The sequence below is a fragment of the Caldalkalibacillus salinus genome (genome assembly GCF_016745835.1).
In the GTDB taxonomy this organism is placed as follows: Bacteria; Bacillota; Bacilli; order Caldalkalibacillales; family JCM-10596; genus Caldalkalibacillus_A; species Caldalkalibacillus_A salinus.
Genome location: NZ_JAERVL010000007.1, coordinates 83,506 through 97,909, shown reverse-complemented (window position 1 = coordinate 97,909; position 14,404 = coordinate 83,506). Strand labels below are relative to the sequence as shown.

Below are 14,404 nucleotides of genomic sequence, written 5' to 3'. Positions count from 1 at the left end.
ATACAGAGATTTAAACGAGAACATGGAAGAGTGCAGGGTCTTCATTAATTTCGGTAAATTGAACGTCGTGTGTCTTCATCCTATCAATAAGCTGGTGATAGTCTTGTCTGTCTTTGAGTTCAATACCGACCACAGCCGGTCCATTATCCTTGTTGTTCTTTTTCGTATACTCGAAATAAATGATATCATCATCCTGACCCAGGACTTGGTTAATAAATTGTCTGAGCGCCCCCGCACGTTGTGGGAATGTAATGATAAAGTAATGCTTCAATCCCTCGTAGACGAGAGAACGTTCCTTGATTTCCTGCATGCGATCGATATCGTTGTTTCCGCCACTGACAATGCAGACCACATTCTTGCCTACGATTTCATCCTTGTAGGCATCTAGGGCTGCAATCGGTAAAGCACCGGCAGGCTCAGCAACAATCGCGTTCTCGTTATAGAGATTAAGAATTGTGGTGCATACTTTCCCCTCGGGTATATCGATCATGTCATCTAATAGACCACGGCAAATGTCAAATGTTTGCTTGCCTACTTGTTTGACTGCCGCACCATCGACGAACTTTTCAATGTCATCTAGCATCACCACTTGTTGCTTGGCGATGGACTCTCTCATTGACGGTGCACCTGAAGGCTCAGCCCCGATGATCTTCGTCTCCGGACTGACGCCCTTAATATACGTGCCCACGCCTGACACGAGCCCCCCACCGCCAACACTTACAAATACATAATCTAAAGGGTCATGAACCTCATTCATCACTTCTAGCCCAACGGTGCCTTGTCCAGCAATGACTTTAGGATCGTCAAAGGGATGGACAAATGTCGCGCCTTCTTCAGCACAGACTTTCATCGCTTCCTCATACGCGTCATCAAACGTGTCCCCTATTAGCATCACGTCCACGTTTGGTCCTCCGAAAAATTTGACTTGATCCACTTTTTGCCTCGGGGTGGTTGTGGGCATGAATATTTTACCTTTAATATCTAATTGCTGACAGGCGTAGGCAACCCCCTGAGCATGGTTACCTGCACTGGCACATACGACCCCTCTCTGTCTTTCTTCTGTTGAGAGACTGTTGATAAAATGGTATGCGCCGCGTATTTTAAATGATCTTACTATTTGTAAATCCTCTCGTTTAAGGTACACGTTGCACTGATAGCGTTCTGACAACAGTCTGTTCTTCTGTAAAGGGGTTTGAATCACGACATCTTTTAGTGTGTGATTAGCGACAATGATATCCTCCATACTGATACAACTCATTTTGAAGCACTCCTTATCCATTTCTTTTTCTATTTTTTTAAAATGCCAGTTATAACGAGCTAAATGTGCATATAAAAAGCCTTGGTTGTCACGAACAACTCGTTCGTTGCCAAGGCGTCTTCACGCGGTACCACTTCGCTTTTGCTTCCCCACATCCTAAAGTATAAGGAAGCCTCACTGAACACTGAGGTTCATCGTTTCATAACGGGACGAACCGTTTTTCTTAATGCGCAGTAGGTTGGTCACGTTTGATGAGTATATATAAAACGTGAAAGTTTGGTCCTTGTTACGCCCTACTCCGTTTCAGAAAAAATGCTCCAAGGTGATATTCAAATAAGGGTGATGGCGACCCTCGCAGCACTTGGGATCGCTCTCTGACATCAGGGCCTTAATCTACTTGTCCTTTTCCTCGCATACTTAGATATTCAACTAAAACTTTATTCATGACATGACATAAAAAAGACACGTTCTTACGTATACAGGATATGAAAACGTCATTATGTTGGAATAAAAAATGAATACATTCAACCGCGTTTTTCGAAGTTTCTGTATTGTTGAAACATTATATAAAGTGGCAATCACTTTGTCAATCATGACTATTAATGACCTATATACTATCCAAACAAGAGTAAAATCATGCATTTTTGCCATGGCAAGATTAATATGTTTTAATACAAAGCATAGCAAATGTTCGTCAGTATGATCTTTATTATAGGAGGGCTCTATATGAAAATAGGAGAAAAGATGCCAAACCTTACGTTTAAGTCAATAAACGAAGAGGATTTTTCTCTCTCTCAATGGCAAGGGAAAAAGATCTTATTGTACATGTGGTCTTCTTGGTGACGTTGCCGTGATCAGTTGCCAGGATGGCAAACATTTCACGACCAGTTCTCACATCTAGGCTTTGAAGTTGTCACTGTTGCGAATGATGTGCAGGGAGTTCAGGCAGCCCAACCATATGGACGGCCATACAGTATGACCACCCTTGTGGATTCAGAAAACAAACTAGCGTCTCTGTTCGGTTTTAATATTGTACCGAACGGGATCGTCTTAGATGAAGAAGGTCGTGTGCGTCTAGTCAAACAAGGCTTTAGCGTGAACAACGAAGACCATGTCAATGCAGTCAAGCAGATTGTAACCGATCAAGCGAATACGGTGACACTCGATGATGAGTACCATGTTCAACAGCGGGACTCCACGATTGAGAGGCAGTTAGCGGAAACCAAGTTTAAGCTTGCACATGAGTATCTGCAGCAAGATAGAAAGGAAGAAGCTTTAAAAGAACTAGATGAGGCTTTAAAGCTCGACCCTGAAAACTTTCTCATACGAAAGCAAAGATGGTATATCCGTCATCCAGAACGCTTTTCTCCAACCATTGATATCGCTTGGCAGCAGGAACAATTAGAAAAGGAAAAAGCAGAGGAGGAGAGGGATTGTGGACCTGATGGCTGTAGAATACCAGGTACGTCTTAATTCAGGTCCGTCATAATATCCGTCATAATACAAAACAAAAAACCTCAACCCTAAAAGGGCTGAGGTTTGCGTTATTTTGAACCCCGTTGTTGCTCTCTTAAAAGCGCCTTGATCTCTCTCAATTCTTCACGCAAGGCATTTATTTCAACATTCAACGAGGCCTCTTCATTCTGTCCTTTTTCTCTCATTTCTTGTTTCTGCTCTGTCAAATCTCCCGGGCTTTGTTTATTTATCTCAACCGCTTTGCGTGCTGCTTTCTCTTTTTCTTCTTCTAATTCGTCCACTTTTTCCACGTTACTGACAATAACACCCACAAATAAGTTGAAGATGACAAACGTCCCGACAAGAATGAAGGAAACAAAGTACATCCAAGCAAAAGGCGATTGATCTAATAGAGGTCTCATAACACCACTCGCCCATGACTCTAACGTAACCACTTGGAATAACGTGAGCAACGTGGCGTGTAAGGAACCGAAATGATCAGGTGCAATGTCCCCAAACAACATGGTCCCTATGACAGCAAAAATATAAAATAATAAGCTTAATAAAAGCATAATATTCCCTAGGGCTGGAATAGTCATTAACAGTGCGTTTACAATCCGCCGTAGTGAAGGAATAATACTAATAGCCCGTAGTAATCGTAGGACACGGAGTATACGCAACACCGTAACGAAGTGTGCGCCTACGAATAAGTGTCCACTTGCCACGATTAAAAAGTCGAATATATTCCATGGATCTTTAAAATAATGCCACGTCGGTATCGCTGTAATGAGACGCAAAATAATCTCAAGCGTAAACAGCCATAACAACACTCGATCCGCTACATGCAACCATTGACCATAAGCATCATACATGTGTGGGTAGGTTTCGATCCCCACAATGATGGCGTTAATGAGAATGAGCACCATAATGGTGGCCATAAAGTAACGGTGATCGACAAAGGCCTTTATACGTGCTTTTAAACCTGTATGATTCCCCTCTGTATTGATATCCAATTCAGTATCATGTCTTGTTTGTAAGCTCATTGAATTATTGTTTCCTCCGCTCCAATTTCTCTAACCATATTTTCTACGTATCGTTTCAACATCTCGTTTGTCTATAACGATTTACACGAATACGCTACTTAATTGTACTAGATTTTCGTTAATTAATAAATATCATTACCTGTCCATTGTAAATGAACATATGTCCACGTTATTCCCTCCCTTCTACAAAATGTGTGCGGGATTGACACGTGAAACGATAGCTCTACTTATTTCATCTCATTTCGATTCATATTTTCTTCGGTATTTCTCCAAATTTTTCATTATGTTCGACTTATTTTGTTTACTGGACTTAACATCAGAATAAACGACCACCCATTTGATCAGACATATGCGTTCATCACGTCTTTTCAATTACGCCAATTTTTAAAACCATTCCGCTTGTAAATACCACCACTACCACATAAATGCTGTGGCTCATATAAAGAAACCATATATTACAATTGTCCATGTTGTGAGTACAATATTTCAGCTCATCGCACCGCTATGACCACACGTGATACATATTCCTATGACCCGCAATAATGTCGGATTGGTGCTGATTTTTGGAGAGCTTAGATAGGCTATCACTTGCTACTCAAACAGTGCAGTCCTGCCTTATAGCGTTATTGGTTCTAATTGCATGTCTGCATCGGCGAAGATTAATATTAACCTTTTTGCTAGAGTAAACCCCAACATAAGGAGCGTCTTTTTCCTTACCATCCTTGAGGCATTGTGCTTATGTAGTGGACATGTAAGGAGGGGTATAAAAAATTAAAAACCCGGGAGGCTAACGGGGACAACGGAAACCGAAAATCCACTGTACATACGTGTATTTTATTGAGAAGCATTTTGGATTACAATAGAACTAATAGAGAAAACGGTGCTGGAAAGAAAGGGGTAGCGTGGTGTCAAACATATTATATCAAACACTGGATGAGGAAAAGGTGTTCAAAGACCCTGTCCACCGTTATGTTCACGTCAAAGACCAGTTAATCTGGGAGCTCATTAACACCCCAGAGTTTCAACGTTTGCGTCGTATACGTCAGCTTGGGACAACCTTTATTACGTTTCATGGCGCAGAGCATAGTCGCTTTAATCATTCCTTAGGGGTATATGAGATTATGCGACGCATAGTGGAGCAAGTCATGGATTCGCTGCAATGGGAACAACGAGATCGACTTTTATGTTTAAGCGCAGCTTTATTGCATGACGTTGGACATGGACCCTTTTCTCATAGTTTTGAAAAAGTGTTTGATACGGATCATGAAGAGTGGACGCAAGCGATTGTAACGGGAGAGACGGAGATTAACCGAGTATTGCGTAAAGCTTCCCCTGACTTTCCACAGAAAGTGAGCGAAGTCATCGCGAAAACGCATGAGAATAAGTTTATTATCAGCCTTATCTCAAGCCAAATTGACGCTGACCGCATGGATTACCTTTTAAGGGATGCCTACTATACAGGTGTCAACTACGGTAACTTTGATATGGAGCGTATCCTGCGTGTGATGCGCCCGCATGAGGATTATGCCGTTATTAAATATAGCGGCATGCACGCTGTGGAAGACTATATCATGTCTCGTTACCAAATGTACTGGCAGGTGTATTTTCATCCCGTCACCAGAAGTTCTGAAGTCATCCTAAGAAAGATCTTTCAACGTGCCACTGAACTTTTTCACAGTGGCTACTCATTCAAGGACACACCTACATTATTGATGCCAGTGATTGAACAGGATATCGACTTAGACGCGTATTTACAGCTTGACGAGTCTATTATTCTGTATTACTTCCAAGTGTGGAAGAATGAAAATGATCCGATACTTAGTGACCTTTGTGAGCGTTTTATGAACCGGAAACTTTTCAAATATATTGAGTACCATCCTTCGGAGCAGATGACACTGTGGAAAGAGCTTGTAGAGTGCTTTGAGGAGCTTGGACTAGATACAGACTATTATTTGGAAATTGACTCCTCATCCGATTTACCGTATGATTTCTATCGCCCTGGAGAAGACGGAGAGCGCATACCAATCTATCTTCAGATGCCGGACGGAAAATTGGCCGAACTTTCAACTCAGTCGGATATAGTTGAAGCCATCACAGGCAAGAAAAGAACAGACCATAAACTATACTTCGCCTTAGATTTGATTTTAGAAAAAGAACAAGACCTTAAGTATAGAGAAACGGTAGCCAAGATTAAGACGCTACTAGATATCACTTAATACATTGCGTATAGATAAATGTAGAAGGGGTTAATAGGTAACCAATGGAGATGGACGTACTTTGAAACGAGGTGTATATGAGGAGGGGTCATATGCTGAAAGAACATGCAAAGCTATTGTATTTGTTTCAGACTGCTGGTCAGGTGACTGGAAGGAAAAAACTACAAAAGATTGTTTATATTTCCAAGAAATTTAAATATGATTTTCAAGAAAGGTTTAATTTCCATTTTTATGGACCTTATTCTGAGGAACTGAGTTTACAGATTGAAGAGTTGTATAACTTAGGATTCATTCAGGAAGTAAAAGAAACCAAAAGCGGATATACGCAGTATAAGTATGAGCTGAGTGGGAAGGGGAAAGAGTACCTTGAACACTATCCCACGGACATGCTAGCCTACGAATCGTTTGTCGATACTCTTAACCAAGAGAGTTCTAGGTTTTTAGAATTGGTCTCCACGATGTTATATTTCGATAAGCTTCAAGGCGACCATTTAACAGAGAAAGTCCAGCGTGTCAAAAGTAAACAGAACTATAGTGTAGAGGAACTAGAAAAAGCGAATGCATTTATCAGCCATCTCAAAAGCCTTGTCCCTCAAAACTAAAGTGTGAACTTTTTGTGACGAGGAAAACGCGTATTGTCTATCGCACGGGAAAGCAGTAAAATAGAGTCTGTACATGAGGTACATATACTAGGACAGCAAAAAGGTAGGGAAGCTTCCCTACCTTTTTGCGTTCTTTGCCTATACCCTTTAAACAAATCAATAAAGGGACAGTCCATTTTTTAAGTGTAATCTAATCTATCTTCATGTTTTAATGCTCCCACCACTGTTTAATCTTTTGCCAGAAGGAGGAGGGCTCTTCAACTTCTACAGGCTTTGGTGCCGTATCAGGATTTGGGAGATGGTCATGGCAGTACTCAGTCGGTTCCGTCCCTTCCTTGAAATACAGAAGACGTGTGACCGGACAATGTTCTGTCGCTAACATGCCGTTATCCGGGTTGACATAGGCGCCGACAACACCGTCAGGGACGGGAAACAGGGCTGGCATGTCTTCCTTCAATGCTTCCTCCATAAAAGTGGCCCATATTTGAGCTGCTATTCTCCCATCATTGTTATGATTAATAAATTCGTTCTGATCATATCCCACCCATACACCGGTCACAAGTTGCGGAGCGTGTCCAATCATCCATGAGTCAGTGTCGGTTGATCCCGTTTTCCCAGCTACGGGACGATCTAATAAACTGGATACACGGTGTCCTGTACCCCCCGGTTCAAATACACTTCTTAGCATGCGATTAAGAATAAACGTCTGGCCAGGATCGAGGACCTGAGTTTCTTCCGGTTCCTCGTTCACAAGTACTTCACCATGGCGATCTTCTATTCTAAGGATGGCAACCGGTTCTGTTAGTTTCCCTTCGTTGGCTAATGCGCCGTACCCTCTTACCATCTCAGCCAAAGTCACATTTTGAGCCCCTAAAGCTAAGGAAGGCAGTGGCTGGAATGGACGTTCTATACCAAAGCGGTGTAGCGTATCGACCATCATCTCTTCTCCTAAGAACATCATGGTTTTAACGGCATATATGTTGTCTGATTTAGCGATAGCTCTCTCCATCGTAATATAATCGTTAGGGTATACATTATTAAAATTCTGTGGTGTATACGTTCGCCGGCCATCATCGTAAGTAAAGGTCGTCGGTTCACTCTTCATGAGCGTCAATGGTGTCATGCCTTGCTCTAAGGCAGCATAATAGAGGAAAGGTTTAATCGAAGACCCTGGATGACGGGCAGCGAATACGCGGTTATACTGTGACGTTGTATGATCTTTTCCCCCCACCATTGCTTTAATATGTCCATTACGTGGGTCCATCGCGTATAAAGCGGTTTGTAAGGGCCGATCCTCCGGGAGTTGTTCTTCCACAATCTCCTCAGCTGCTTCTTGCATCGCCGGGTCCAAGGTTGTATAAATGCTGAGACCACCATGATCAAACATTTCCTCTTCTATGCCGTACCGTTGTACGGCAAGTTTACGCACGTAGTCGGTGAAGTATGGTGCCATTTCGGCCGTACGATTGGCATAAGCGTCAGGATCTAATATCGTCATTTCCTCTGCTAAGGCTTCTTTCATCTTCTGTTCAGTAATGAATCCTTGCTGAAACATGAGATTAAGGATAAGATGCTGTCTATCCCGCGCATTGTCCTCATTGAGAAAAGGGGAATAATAACGAGGACCTTTCGGTATACCCACTAGCATGGCGCTCTCCGCTAAGCTTAGTTCACTGACGTGTTTTCCAAAAAATAAGCGAGAGGCTGACTCGACGCCATACGCGGAGTGACCAAAGTAAATCTGATTCAAATATCGCTCTAGGATTTGAGACTTGGAATAATGCATCTCTAATTGTAAGGCGTAAATGGCTTCTTTAATTTTGCGCATCCACGTTTTGTCGTGTGTCAGATATAAATTTCTCGCTAGCTGTTGCGTAATCGTACTGGCGCCCTCTGCTAACGCCCCTTGCTTGATGTTGACCAGCATCGCCCCTGCTACCCGCCGGAAATCAATCCCATAATGCTGATAGAAGCGTTGGTCTTCCACCGCGAGTGCTGCTTGTACCACTTCCATAGGAACATCATCCATAGGGACATAAGTACGGTTCTGTCCTCTGTTCACAGTGTCTATGACTTTACCATCTTCAGCGTATATCGTGGTATTCTCATGAATCGTCACCGGGGGTAAAGGCTGGGAACGCAGATAGAGCAACCCGAGAATGGATAACATAATAAGAGCTAACGAAAGTAAACACATCATAAATAATAGACGTGTCAATCGACGTACAAATAGAACAAATCTAGATTCTTGTATGACTTCCAATCACAACACCCCCACTATCTCATCTGTTAAGCAGTATCGGTTGTGTGCAAGCTTTTTATACTAAATGTGGCAACAATAAAAAAATGCTATAAGCGAGATGATAGTGGGCAGGCCAGAATTTTTCTCTTGCATTTTCATCATGTTTGGTTATAATTTGTGTGTTGCAATGGCTTCACATCTACCTTGGCTTGCAGATGAGGTAAAGTCATCATAAATAATAGATATGTTCAGTTAAACCATTAAAAATGAATGGAAGTTCAAAGTGTAGCAACACGGGGACTCTTGACTCGTTTTTAACTTTTAAGACAAAGGGTACGCTAGGAATAGAAAAAGAGGTGAGTGAGTATGGAACTATGGTTTACAGAGAAGCAAACACCTACACATGGGATTACGAGTAAAGTTAAACAAAGTTTACATACAGAACAAACAGATTTTCAAAAGCTTGATATGATTGAGACGGAGCAATTTGGCAATATGCTTGTTTTAGATGGCATGGTCATGACAACTGAGATGGACGAGTTTGTCTATCATGAAATGGTGGCCCACGTGCCCCTGTTCACCCATCCCCACCCAAAGAAAGTGTTAGTGGTCGGCGGAGGAGACGGGGGTGCCATCCGGGAGATTCTGAAGCACCCGACAGTTGAAAAAGCCGTACTCGTCGAGATTGATGGCAAAGTGATCGAGTACTCTAAAAAGTATCTTCCTCAGATTGCTGGTCAACTAGAGGACCCCCGAGTCGACGTACAAGTAGCTGACGGCTTTATGCATATTCATGACCATAAAGATGAGTATGACGTGATTATGGTTGATTCCACTGAACCCGTAGGTCCAGCGGCGAAGCTGTTTGAGAAAGGTTTTTATCAAGGGATATACGATGCCTTAACGGCAGAGGGTATTTTTGTGGCCCAGACGGACAATCCCTGGTTCCATGACCATTTAATCAGACAAGTCTTTGGAGACGTCAAAGCGATTTTCCCTATTACGCGACTATACACGTGTAACATTCCAACGTATCCGAGTGGCTTGTGGACGTTTACCTTAGGATCTAAGAAACATGATCCGCTAGCGGTCAATATCAGTGATATTCCAGATATAGAGACCCAATACTACACCCCAGAAATACACCATGCAGCGTTTGCTTTGCCCAAATTCGTCAAGGACTTGACGGAGGATAGATAGGAGGAACCCTGAAAATGAAATTTGATGAAGCTTATTCCGGAAACGTCTTTATAGCCAGTCAGGAAGATTATGCCTCCAGTGAAGCGGTGATCTACGGCATGCCGATGGATTATACCGCTAGCTTTCGGCCAGGGTCACGTTTTGGCCCAGCACGTATACGCGAGGTTTCCCTCGTGCTAGAGGAATATAGTCCTTATCTTGACCGCAACCTAGATTCAGTCAGATATTTTGATGCCGGAGACATCCCCCTTGCCTTTGGTAATCCAGAGCGTAGTTTATCTCTCATTTCCGATTATGTCAGAAAAGTCGTGTCAGATGACAAGTTCCCTTTAGGGCTCGGAGGGGAGCACCTTGTGACCTGGCCCGTGATTCAAGAAATGTACAAGAAGCACGATGATCTCGCGATTATTCATATTGATGCGCATACAGATTTACGCTCAGATTACGAGGGTGAGCCTTTGTCTCATGCGACACCGATCAGAAAAGCGTGTGACCTCCTAGGGCCAGAGAACGTGTACTCCTTCGGGATTCGCTCAGGTATGCAAGAGGAATTCCAATATGCTCGTGAGTCGGGGATGCACCTGTACAAGTTTGACGTGCTAGAACCGTTAAAAAAGATATTACCTTCCTTAGCTGGGCGCCCCGTTTATGTGACAATCGATATTGATGTACTCGACCCTGCAGCGGCCCCAGGGACAGGCACCGCCGAACCGGGTGGCATCACCTCCAAAGAGCTTCTCGAATCGATCGTGTTTATGGCTCAGTCTGATATTCAGGTTGTCGGGGCTGACGTTGTAGAAGTAGCGCCCGTGTACGACCCTTCAGAGCAAACGCAAATCGTCGCTGCCAAGCTCGTACGCGAAATACTGTTAGGATGGGTTAGGCATGGCTAAACCGTTTGCCAAGATTGAAGTCCTGATCGACGTAACGACCATCTCAAAGGAAAATAAGACCAAAGATACGCAAACACAGCGCCAAGGTTACCTTTACCATGACGGTGATCAAGAATATATCCTGCGTTATGAAGAACAGATTGGAGACGAGGGTGAGGATCAGCCCACACATACCACATTAAAAATCAAAGGTGAAGAGATCAAATTAATCCGACACGGGACCGTACAGATGAACCACACCTACGTGAAAGGAAAAACAACGGAAGGGCGCTACCACACCCCTTACGGAATGATGCCTATGGAAACCAAGACGACAAAGCTGACCTTTAATTGGAACGAAGATACGGGGCAACTGACTCTAGGCTATGATTTAAAGATGAATAACGCCTTCATTGACCATCTCACCTTGGATATCCGTATCCACAAACAATAAGCGTACAATCACATGTATAAGCCACATTTAGAGGGATCGACCTAACTCTGTGAAATTTTCTTAAGCTATTACCAATAAAAAATAAGCCAGGAATCCCAAGTAAGGCGGGAGTTCTTGGCTTTTTAATTGACACAAGTCGAATAACACTTTCTTAACTTTTCAACCGCTTCATATCCTCCACTTACTCATTTGCGACTGTTATCAACTAAATAATCGTCTATTTCTGGTGCCTCTCCATCATTGTCTAAACCATACTTGATATAATTCAAGACTTCAAACGGCTCGCTATCATATTCACTCACGACTGTGAAGGCCAGTTTCAGTGTTTGACCCACATCATAACGTTGTCTTAAGTCACCTTTGAAAGGATATTCTGAGATACCGCCAAGTCTATCTTCAAATGCAAATCGCGTCTCATCACTTCCAGGATCATACGTGATGTCCAAGATCATATCTTCAAAGATAACGTCATCACCAATATCAAAGTTCTTAAAATACCTGACGTGTGCGCCGAGCGCTTGATCATAATTTTGTTCTTGTAGCGTTGATAAAGTCATGCTTCTCCCGAAATTCTGCGTGTTTCGTGCATTCATATGGAATTCTGATGGCACAATATAAAATTTACCATCGTCCACTTCCTTTAGTGTAAGCCCATCGGGACTCACACACTCTCCATGAGGTGCGCATGGCTGACCATCTTCTTTATGAGAGTGCCAGTGATATAATTGGGCATCCCAGGTTTCTCTATGGTTTTGAACGTAGCGTACCGTGTAGCTCCCTAACTTATCGGGCTCGTGATAGACAAACTCATGACTCGTTACAGTCTGACTTACCACATCGTTGTTATCAGGGTCTGAGATGATAATCGTTATATTCCCTGGCCAGTTCACCGCACTCGTTTGAGCAAAAGCTTCAATAGACTCGGACTGGACACTCTGGATTTCAACATCATGCCTAGCGAGAGGGCCATGTTGGTTAGAGTTGAACATCAGGCTACCTGAGGAAAAAAGGTCAGCATTTGGCCCATTCTGTGTTTTTGGTCTTGTATCAAACCACCAGTCACCTGTTTTGCTTATTATTTTCCATGCATGGCTCACCCAGGGACGACTGTGATTGGAGGCCTCAATGTCCCTAACAGGAAGAGAAACAAAGGGTAAAGTAAAAACGATGAATAAAACAAATGCTTTCTTCAAACGAGATCTTCTCCTCTTATTTAGTGTGATGTATCAGAATGTAACTTCAATGAGACTGTATCAAATGTACAAAATAATGGCAATATTTTAAAGGATTTTGCTTCCTGACGTTGTAATCAATAAGTGACGAATTTTGAGCATCATGGCTCACATATAGGTGAATGTTGAGAGCGTTACCGTCAAATCATTTTCAAACGCACCGATGGGAGGTGGAGCGATGGGACAATGGATCAATTCTCCAGAAATGTTACGCGCCATTCTGTCCTCTATTGATGAAGGGATTCACGTCATTAATGCTGAAGGAAAAACCATTTATTATAACCACGTGGTGGCTCAGCTTGACGGGTTAACGGAAGAGGAAGTGATCGGCAAACATGTTTTAGATATTTTCCCTTCCTTAAATGAGCACACGAGTACACTGCTACAGGTGATCAAAACGGGTGAATCGATCGTAAACGAACCGCAATCGTATACCAATCTTAAGGGCAAACGGGTCGAAACAATTAATACAACCCTGCCCATACACGTCGATGGTAAACGGGTCGGTGCCTTAGAGGTGGCCAAAGATATATCCAAAATCAAAGGATTGTCTGAAAGAGTACTCGATCTCCAAGCCCAGATTTTCCAAAGAACGAAACAATCCAATGCTGCGCTGCAAAAAGGGGGATGTACCTTTCACATTGAGCATTTCATCACCCAAGACCCCGTGATGTTAGACATGAAAAAAAATGTCCTCAAGATGGCCGAAAGTTCGGCACCTGTACTCGTCTATGGCGAAACAGGCACAGGTAAAGAGATTATCGCCCAATCCCTACACCAAGCATCCCCACGCAAAGAAAACCCATTTATTGCCCAAAATTGTGCAGCCCTACCATCGACACTTCTTGAAAGCCTACTATTTGGGACAAAAAAAGGGTCATTCACTGGTGCCATGGACCGCAAAGGGCTGTTTGAATTAGCGAATGAAGGAACGTTATTTCTAGATGAGTTAAATGCGATGCCTATGGAATTACAAGCGAAGCTCCTCCGTGTATTACAAGAAGGGTACGTACGCCCTGTAGGGGGGAACAAACCGGTAGCTGTTAATGTAAGGATCGTGGTTGCTATGAATGAGGATCCGTGGGAAGCGGTCAAAGAGGGTCGTTTACGTGCAGATCTATTCTATCGGATTCACGTTATGTCGCTGTATCTGACCCCTTTGAGAGAGAGAAAAGCGGATATTCCGTTGCTGACCTCCTACTTTATTGAGTCGTTCTGTCAACGCCAAAAGGAAAAGGTAAGGCTTTCACCCAAGGCCCAAACATGCTTCCAACAATATGACTGGCCAGGGAATGTAAGAGAGCTTGAACATGCCTTAGAGGCGGCGATTCATATGGCCGACGAGTCATATCTAGAAACACACCACTTTCCAGATAGTCTTCAACGGCAGTGGGGTGGAATGGACCAAGACAAAATATCGGCACCTCGTCCCCCGCGTATGGTTACCATCGTAACAGATGAGCCACAGAGAGAAGAGGATGCCTTTAACATTCCCTCCTTACAAGAACATCTCGAAGCCGAGGAAAAATATTGGATACAAAAAGCACTAGAAGAAACGAACGGTAATATCAAGCGGGCAGCCCATCTGCTTTCGGTCCCGCGTCAGACCTTACAGTATAAAATAAAAAAATACGGCCTCATATAGGATGGGAAGTCGTTTCCTCCCTATATTCAAAGTAAAGGAGATGTTGGAAAAAAGTCGCTCGATAAAAAGAGCCATGTGCCGGTATTTGGGCACTTTTTAACAAAAAAATAAAATATCAAAGCCATTATAACTTTAAATTAACTTGACATAGAACCAGGAAAATACGAGGCTGACCGCATTTTACC

At 43.1% G+C, this 14,404-nt stretch carries 12 protein-coding genes; 8 read left to right on the top strand and 4 right to left on the bottom strand.

Annotated features, from left to right (window positions below):
- Window positions 1-10 precede the first annotated feature (10 nt).
- On the bottom strand, window positions 11-1,258 hold the full coding sequence (ilvA, locus tag JKM87_RS07800; protein ID WP_202079745.1) for a threonine ammonia-lyase IlvA: 1,248 nt from the start codon (window positions 1,256-1,258) through the stop codon (window positions 11-13).
- A 726-nt stretch (window positions 1,259-1,984) separates the two neighbouring features.
- On the opposite strand from ilvA, the gene JKM87_RS07795 reads away from it, so the two are divergent.
- Window positions 1,985-2,101 (top strand): TlpA family protein disulfide reductase, encoded by a 117-nt coding sequence (locus JKM87_RS07795; RefSeq protein ID WP_202079743.1) that lies wholly within the window; start codon window positions 1,985-1,987, stop codon window positions 2,099-2,101.
- Between the two features lie 15 nt (window positions 2,102-2,116).
- Window positions 2,117-2,731 (top strand): thioredoxin family protein, encoded by a 615-nt coding sequence (locus tag JKM87_RS07790; protein ID WP_236838684.1) that lies wholly within the window; start codon window positions 2,117-2,119, stop codon window positions 2,729-2,731.
- Window positions 2,732-2,802: 71 nt separating this feature from the next.
- On the opposite strand, the gene JKM87_RS07785 is transcribed toward JKM87_RS07790, so the two are convergent.
- Entirely contained in the window at window positions 2,803-3,756 is a 954-nt protein-coding gene (locus tag JKM87_RS07785; protein WP_202079741.1) for an ion transporter, read from the bottom strand.
- A gap of 905 nt (window positions 3,757-4,661) precedes the next feature.
- Between JKM87_RS07785 and JKM87_RS07780 the strand changes: the two genes are divergently transcribed.
- On the top strand, window positions 4,662-5,972 hold the full coding sequence (locus tag JKM87_RS07780; protein WP_419761841.1) for an HD domain-containing protein: 1,311 nt from the start codon (window positions 4,662-4,664) through the stop codon (window positions 5,970-5,972).
- A gap of 92 nt (window positions 5,973-6,064) precedes the next feature.
- Entirely contained in the window at window positions 6,065-6,574 is a 510-nt protein-coding gene (locus JKM87_RS07775; protein WP_202079737.1) for a YwgA family protein, read from the top strand.
- Between the two features lie 208 nt (window positions 6,575-6,782).
- On the opposite strand, the gene JKM87_RS07770 is transcribed toward JKM87_RS07775, so the two are convergent.
- A complete protein-coding gene (locus JKM87_RS07770) occupies window positions 6,783-8,837 on the bottom strand; it encodes a transglycosylase domain-containing protein (protein WP_202079735.1) in 2,055 nt (684 codons plus the stop codon).
- Window positions 8,838-9,182: 345 nt separating this feature from the next.
- Here JKM87_RS07770 and speE point away from each other — a divergent pair, with 345 nt between their 5' ends.
- Genes speE through JKM87_RS07755 form a run of 3 tightly spaced genes read left to right on the top strand, consistent with a single transcriptional unit; the run spans window position 9,183 to window position 11,342 of the window.
- Window positions 9,183-10,016: a polyamine aminopropyltransferase gene (speE, locus tag JKM87_RS07765; RefSeq protein ID WP_202079733.1), complete on the top strand. Its 834-nt coding sequence runs from the start codon at window positions 9,183-9,185 to the stop codon at window positions 10,014-10,016.
- Window positions 10,017-10,030: 14 nt separating this feature from the next.
- The gene (gene speB, locus JKM87_RS07760; protein WP_202079731.1) at window positions 10,031-10,909 is read left to right on the top strand and encodes an agmatinase; all 879 of its coding nucleotides are present in this window, start codon (window positions 10,031-10,033) and stop codon (window positions 10,907-10,909) included.
- The gene (locus tag JKM87_RS07755; protein ID WP_202079729.1) at window positions 10,902-11,342 is read left to right on the top strand and encodes a YwiB family protein; all 441 of its coding nucleotides are present in this window, start codon (window positions 10,902-10,904) and stop codon (window positions 11,340-11,342) included. Before speB ends, JKM87_RS07755 begins: the two co-directional genes overlap by 8 nt.
- Before the next feature lie 185 nt (window positions 11,343-11,527).
- Here the strand turns inward: JKM87_RS07755 and JKM87_RS07750 are convergent, their stop codons facing one another.
- On the bottom strand, window positions 11,528-12,535 hold the full coding sequence (locus JKM87_RS07750) for a hypothetical protein (protein ID WP_202079727.1): 1,008 nt from the start codon (window positions 12,533-12,535) through the stop codon (window positions 11,528-11,530).
- 217 nt (window positions 12,536-12,752) lie between these two features.
- Here JKM87_RS07750 and JKM87_RS07745 point away from each other — a divergent pair, with 217 nt between their 5' ends.
- Window positions 12,753-14,219 carry a sigma-54 interaction domain-containing protein gene (locus tag JKM87_RS07745; RefSeq protein ID WP_236838683.1) on the top strand — a complete coding sequence of 489 codons (1,467 nt, stop codon included), beginning with the start codon at window positions 12,753-12,755 and terminating at the stop codon, window positions 14,217-14,219.
- The last annotated feature ends 185 nt before the right edge of the window (window positions 14,220-14,404 follow it).

What these genes read in the sequence shown, in the direction of transcription:
- speE (WP_202079733.1), top strand. Translation starts at nt 9,183, where the DNA reads ATGGAACTATGGTTTACAGAGAAGCAAACACCTACACATGGGATTACG.
- JKM87_RS07785 (WP_202079741.1), bottom strand. Translation starts at nt 3,756, where the DNA reads ATGAGCTTACAAACAAGACATGATACTGAATTGGATATCAATACAGAG.
- JKM87_RS07745 (WP_236838683.1), top strand. Translation starts at nt 12,753, where the DNA reads ATGGGACAATGGATCAATTCTCCAGAAATGTTACGCGCCATTCTGTCC.
- ilvA (WP_202079745.1), bottom strand. Translation starts at nt 1,258, where the DNA reads ATGAGTTGTATCAGTATGGAGGATATCATTGTCGCTAATCACACACTA.
- speB (WP_202079731.1), top strand. Translation starts at nt 10,031, where the DNA reads ATGAAATTTGATGAAGCTTATTCCGGAAACGTCTTTATAGCCAGTCAG.
- JKM87_RS07775 (WP_202079737.1), top strand. Translation starts at nt 6,065, where the DNA reads ATGCTGAAAGAACATGCAAAGCTATTGTATTTGTTTCAGACTGCTGGT.
- JKM87_RS07755 (WP_202079729.1), top strand. Translation starts at nt 10,902, where the DNA reads ATGGCTAAACCGTTTGCCAAGATTGAAGTCCTGATCGACGTAACGACC.
- JKM87_RS07795 (WP_202079743.1), top strand. Translation starts at nt 1,985, where the DNA reads ATGAAAATAGGAGAAAAGATGCCAAACCTTACGTTTAAGTCAATAAAC.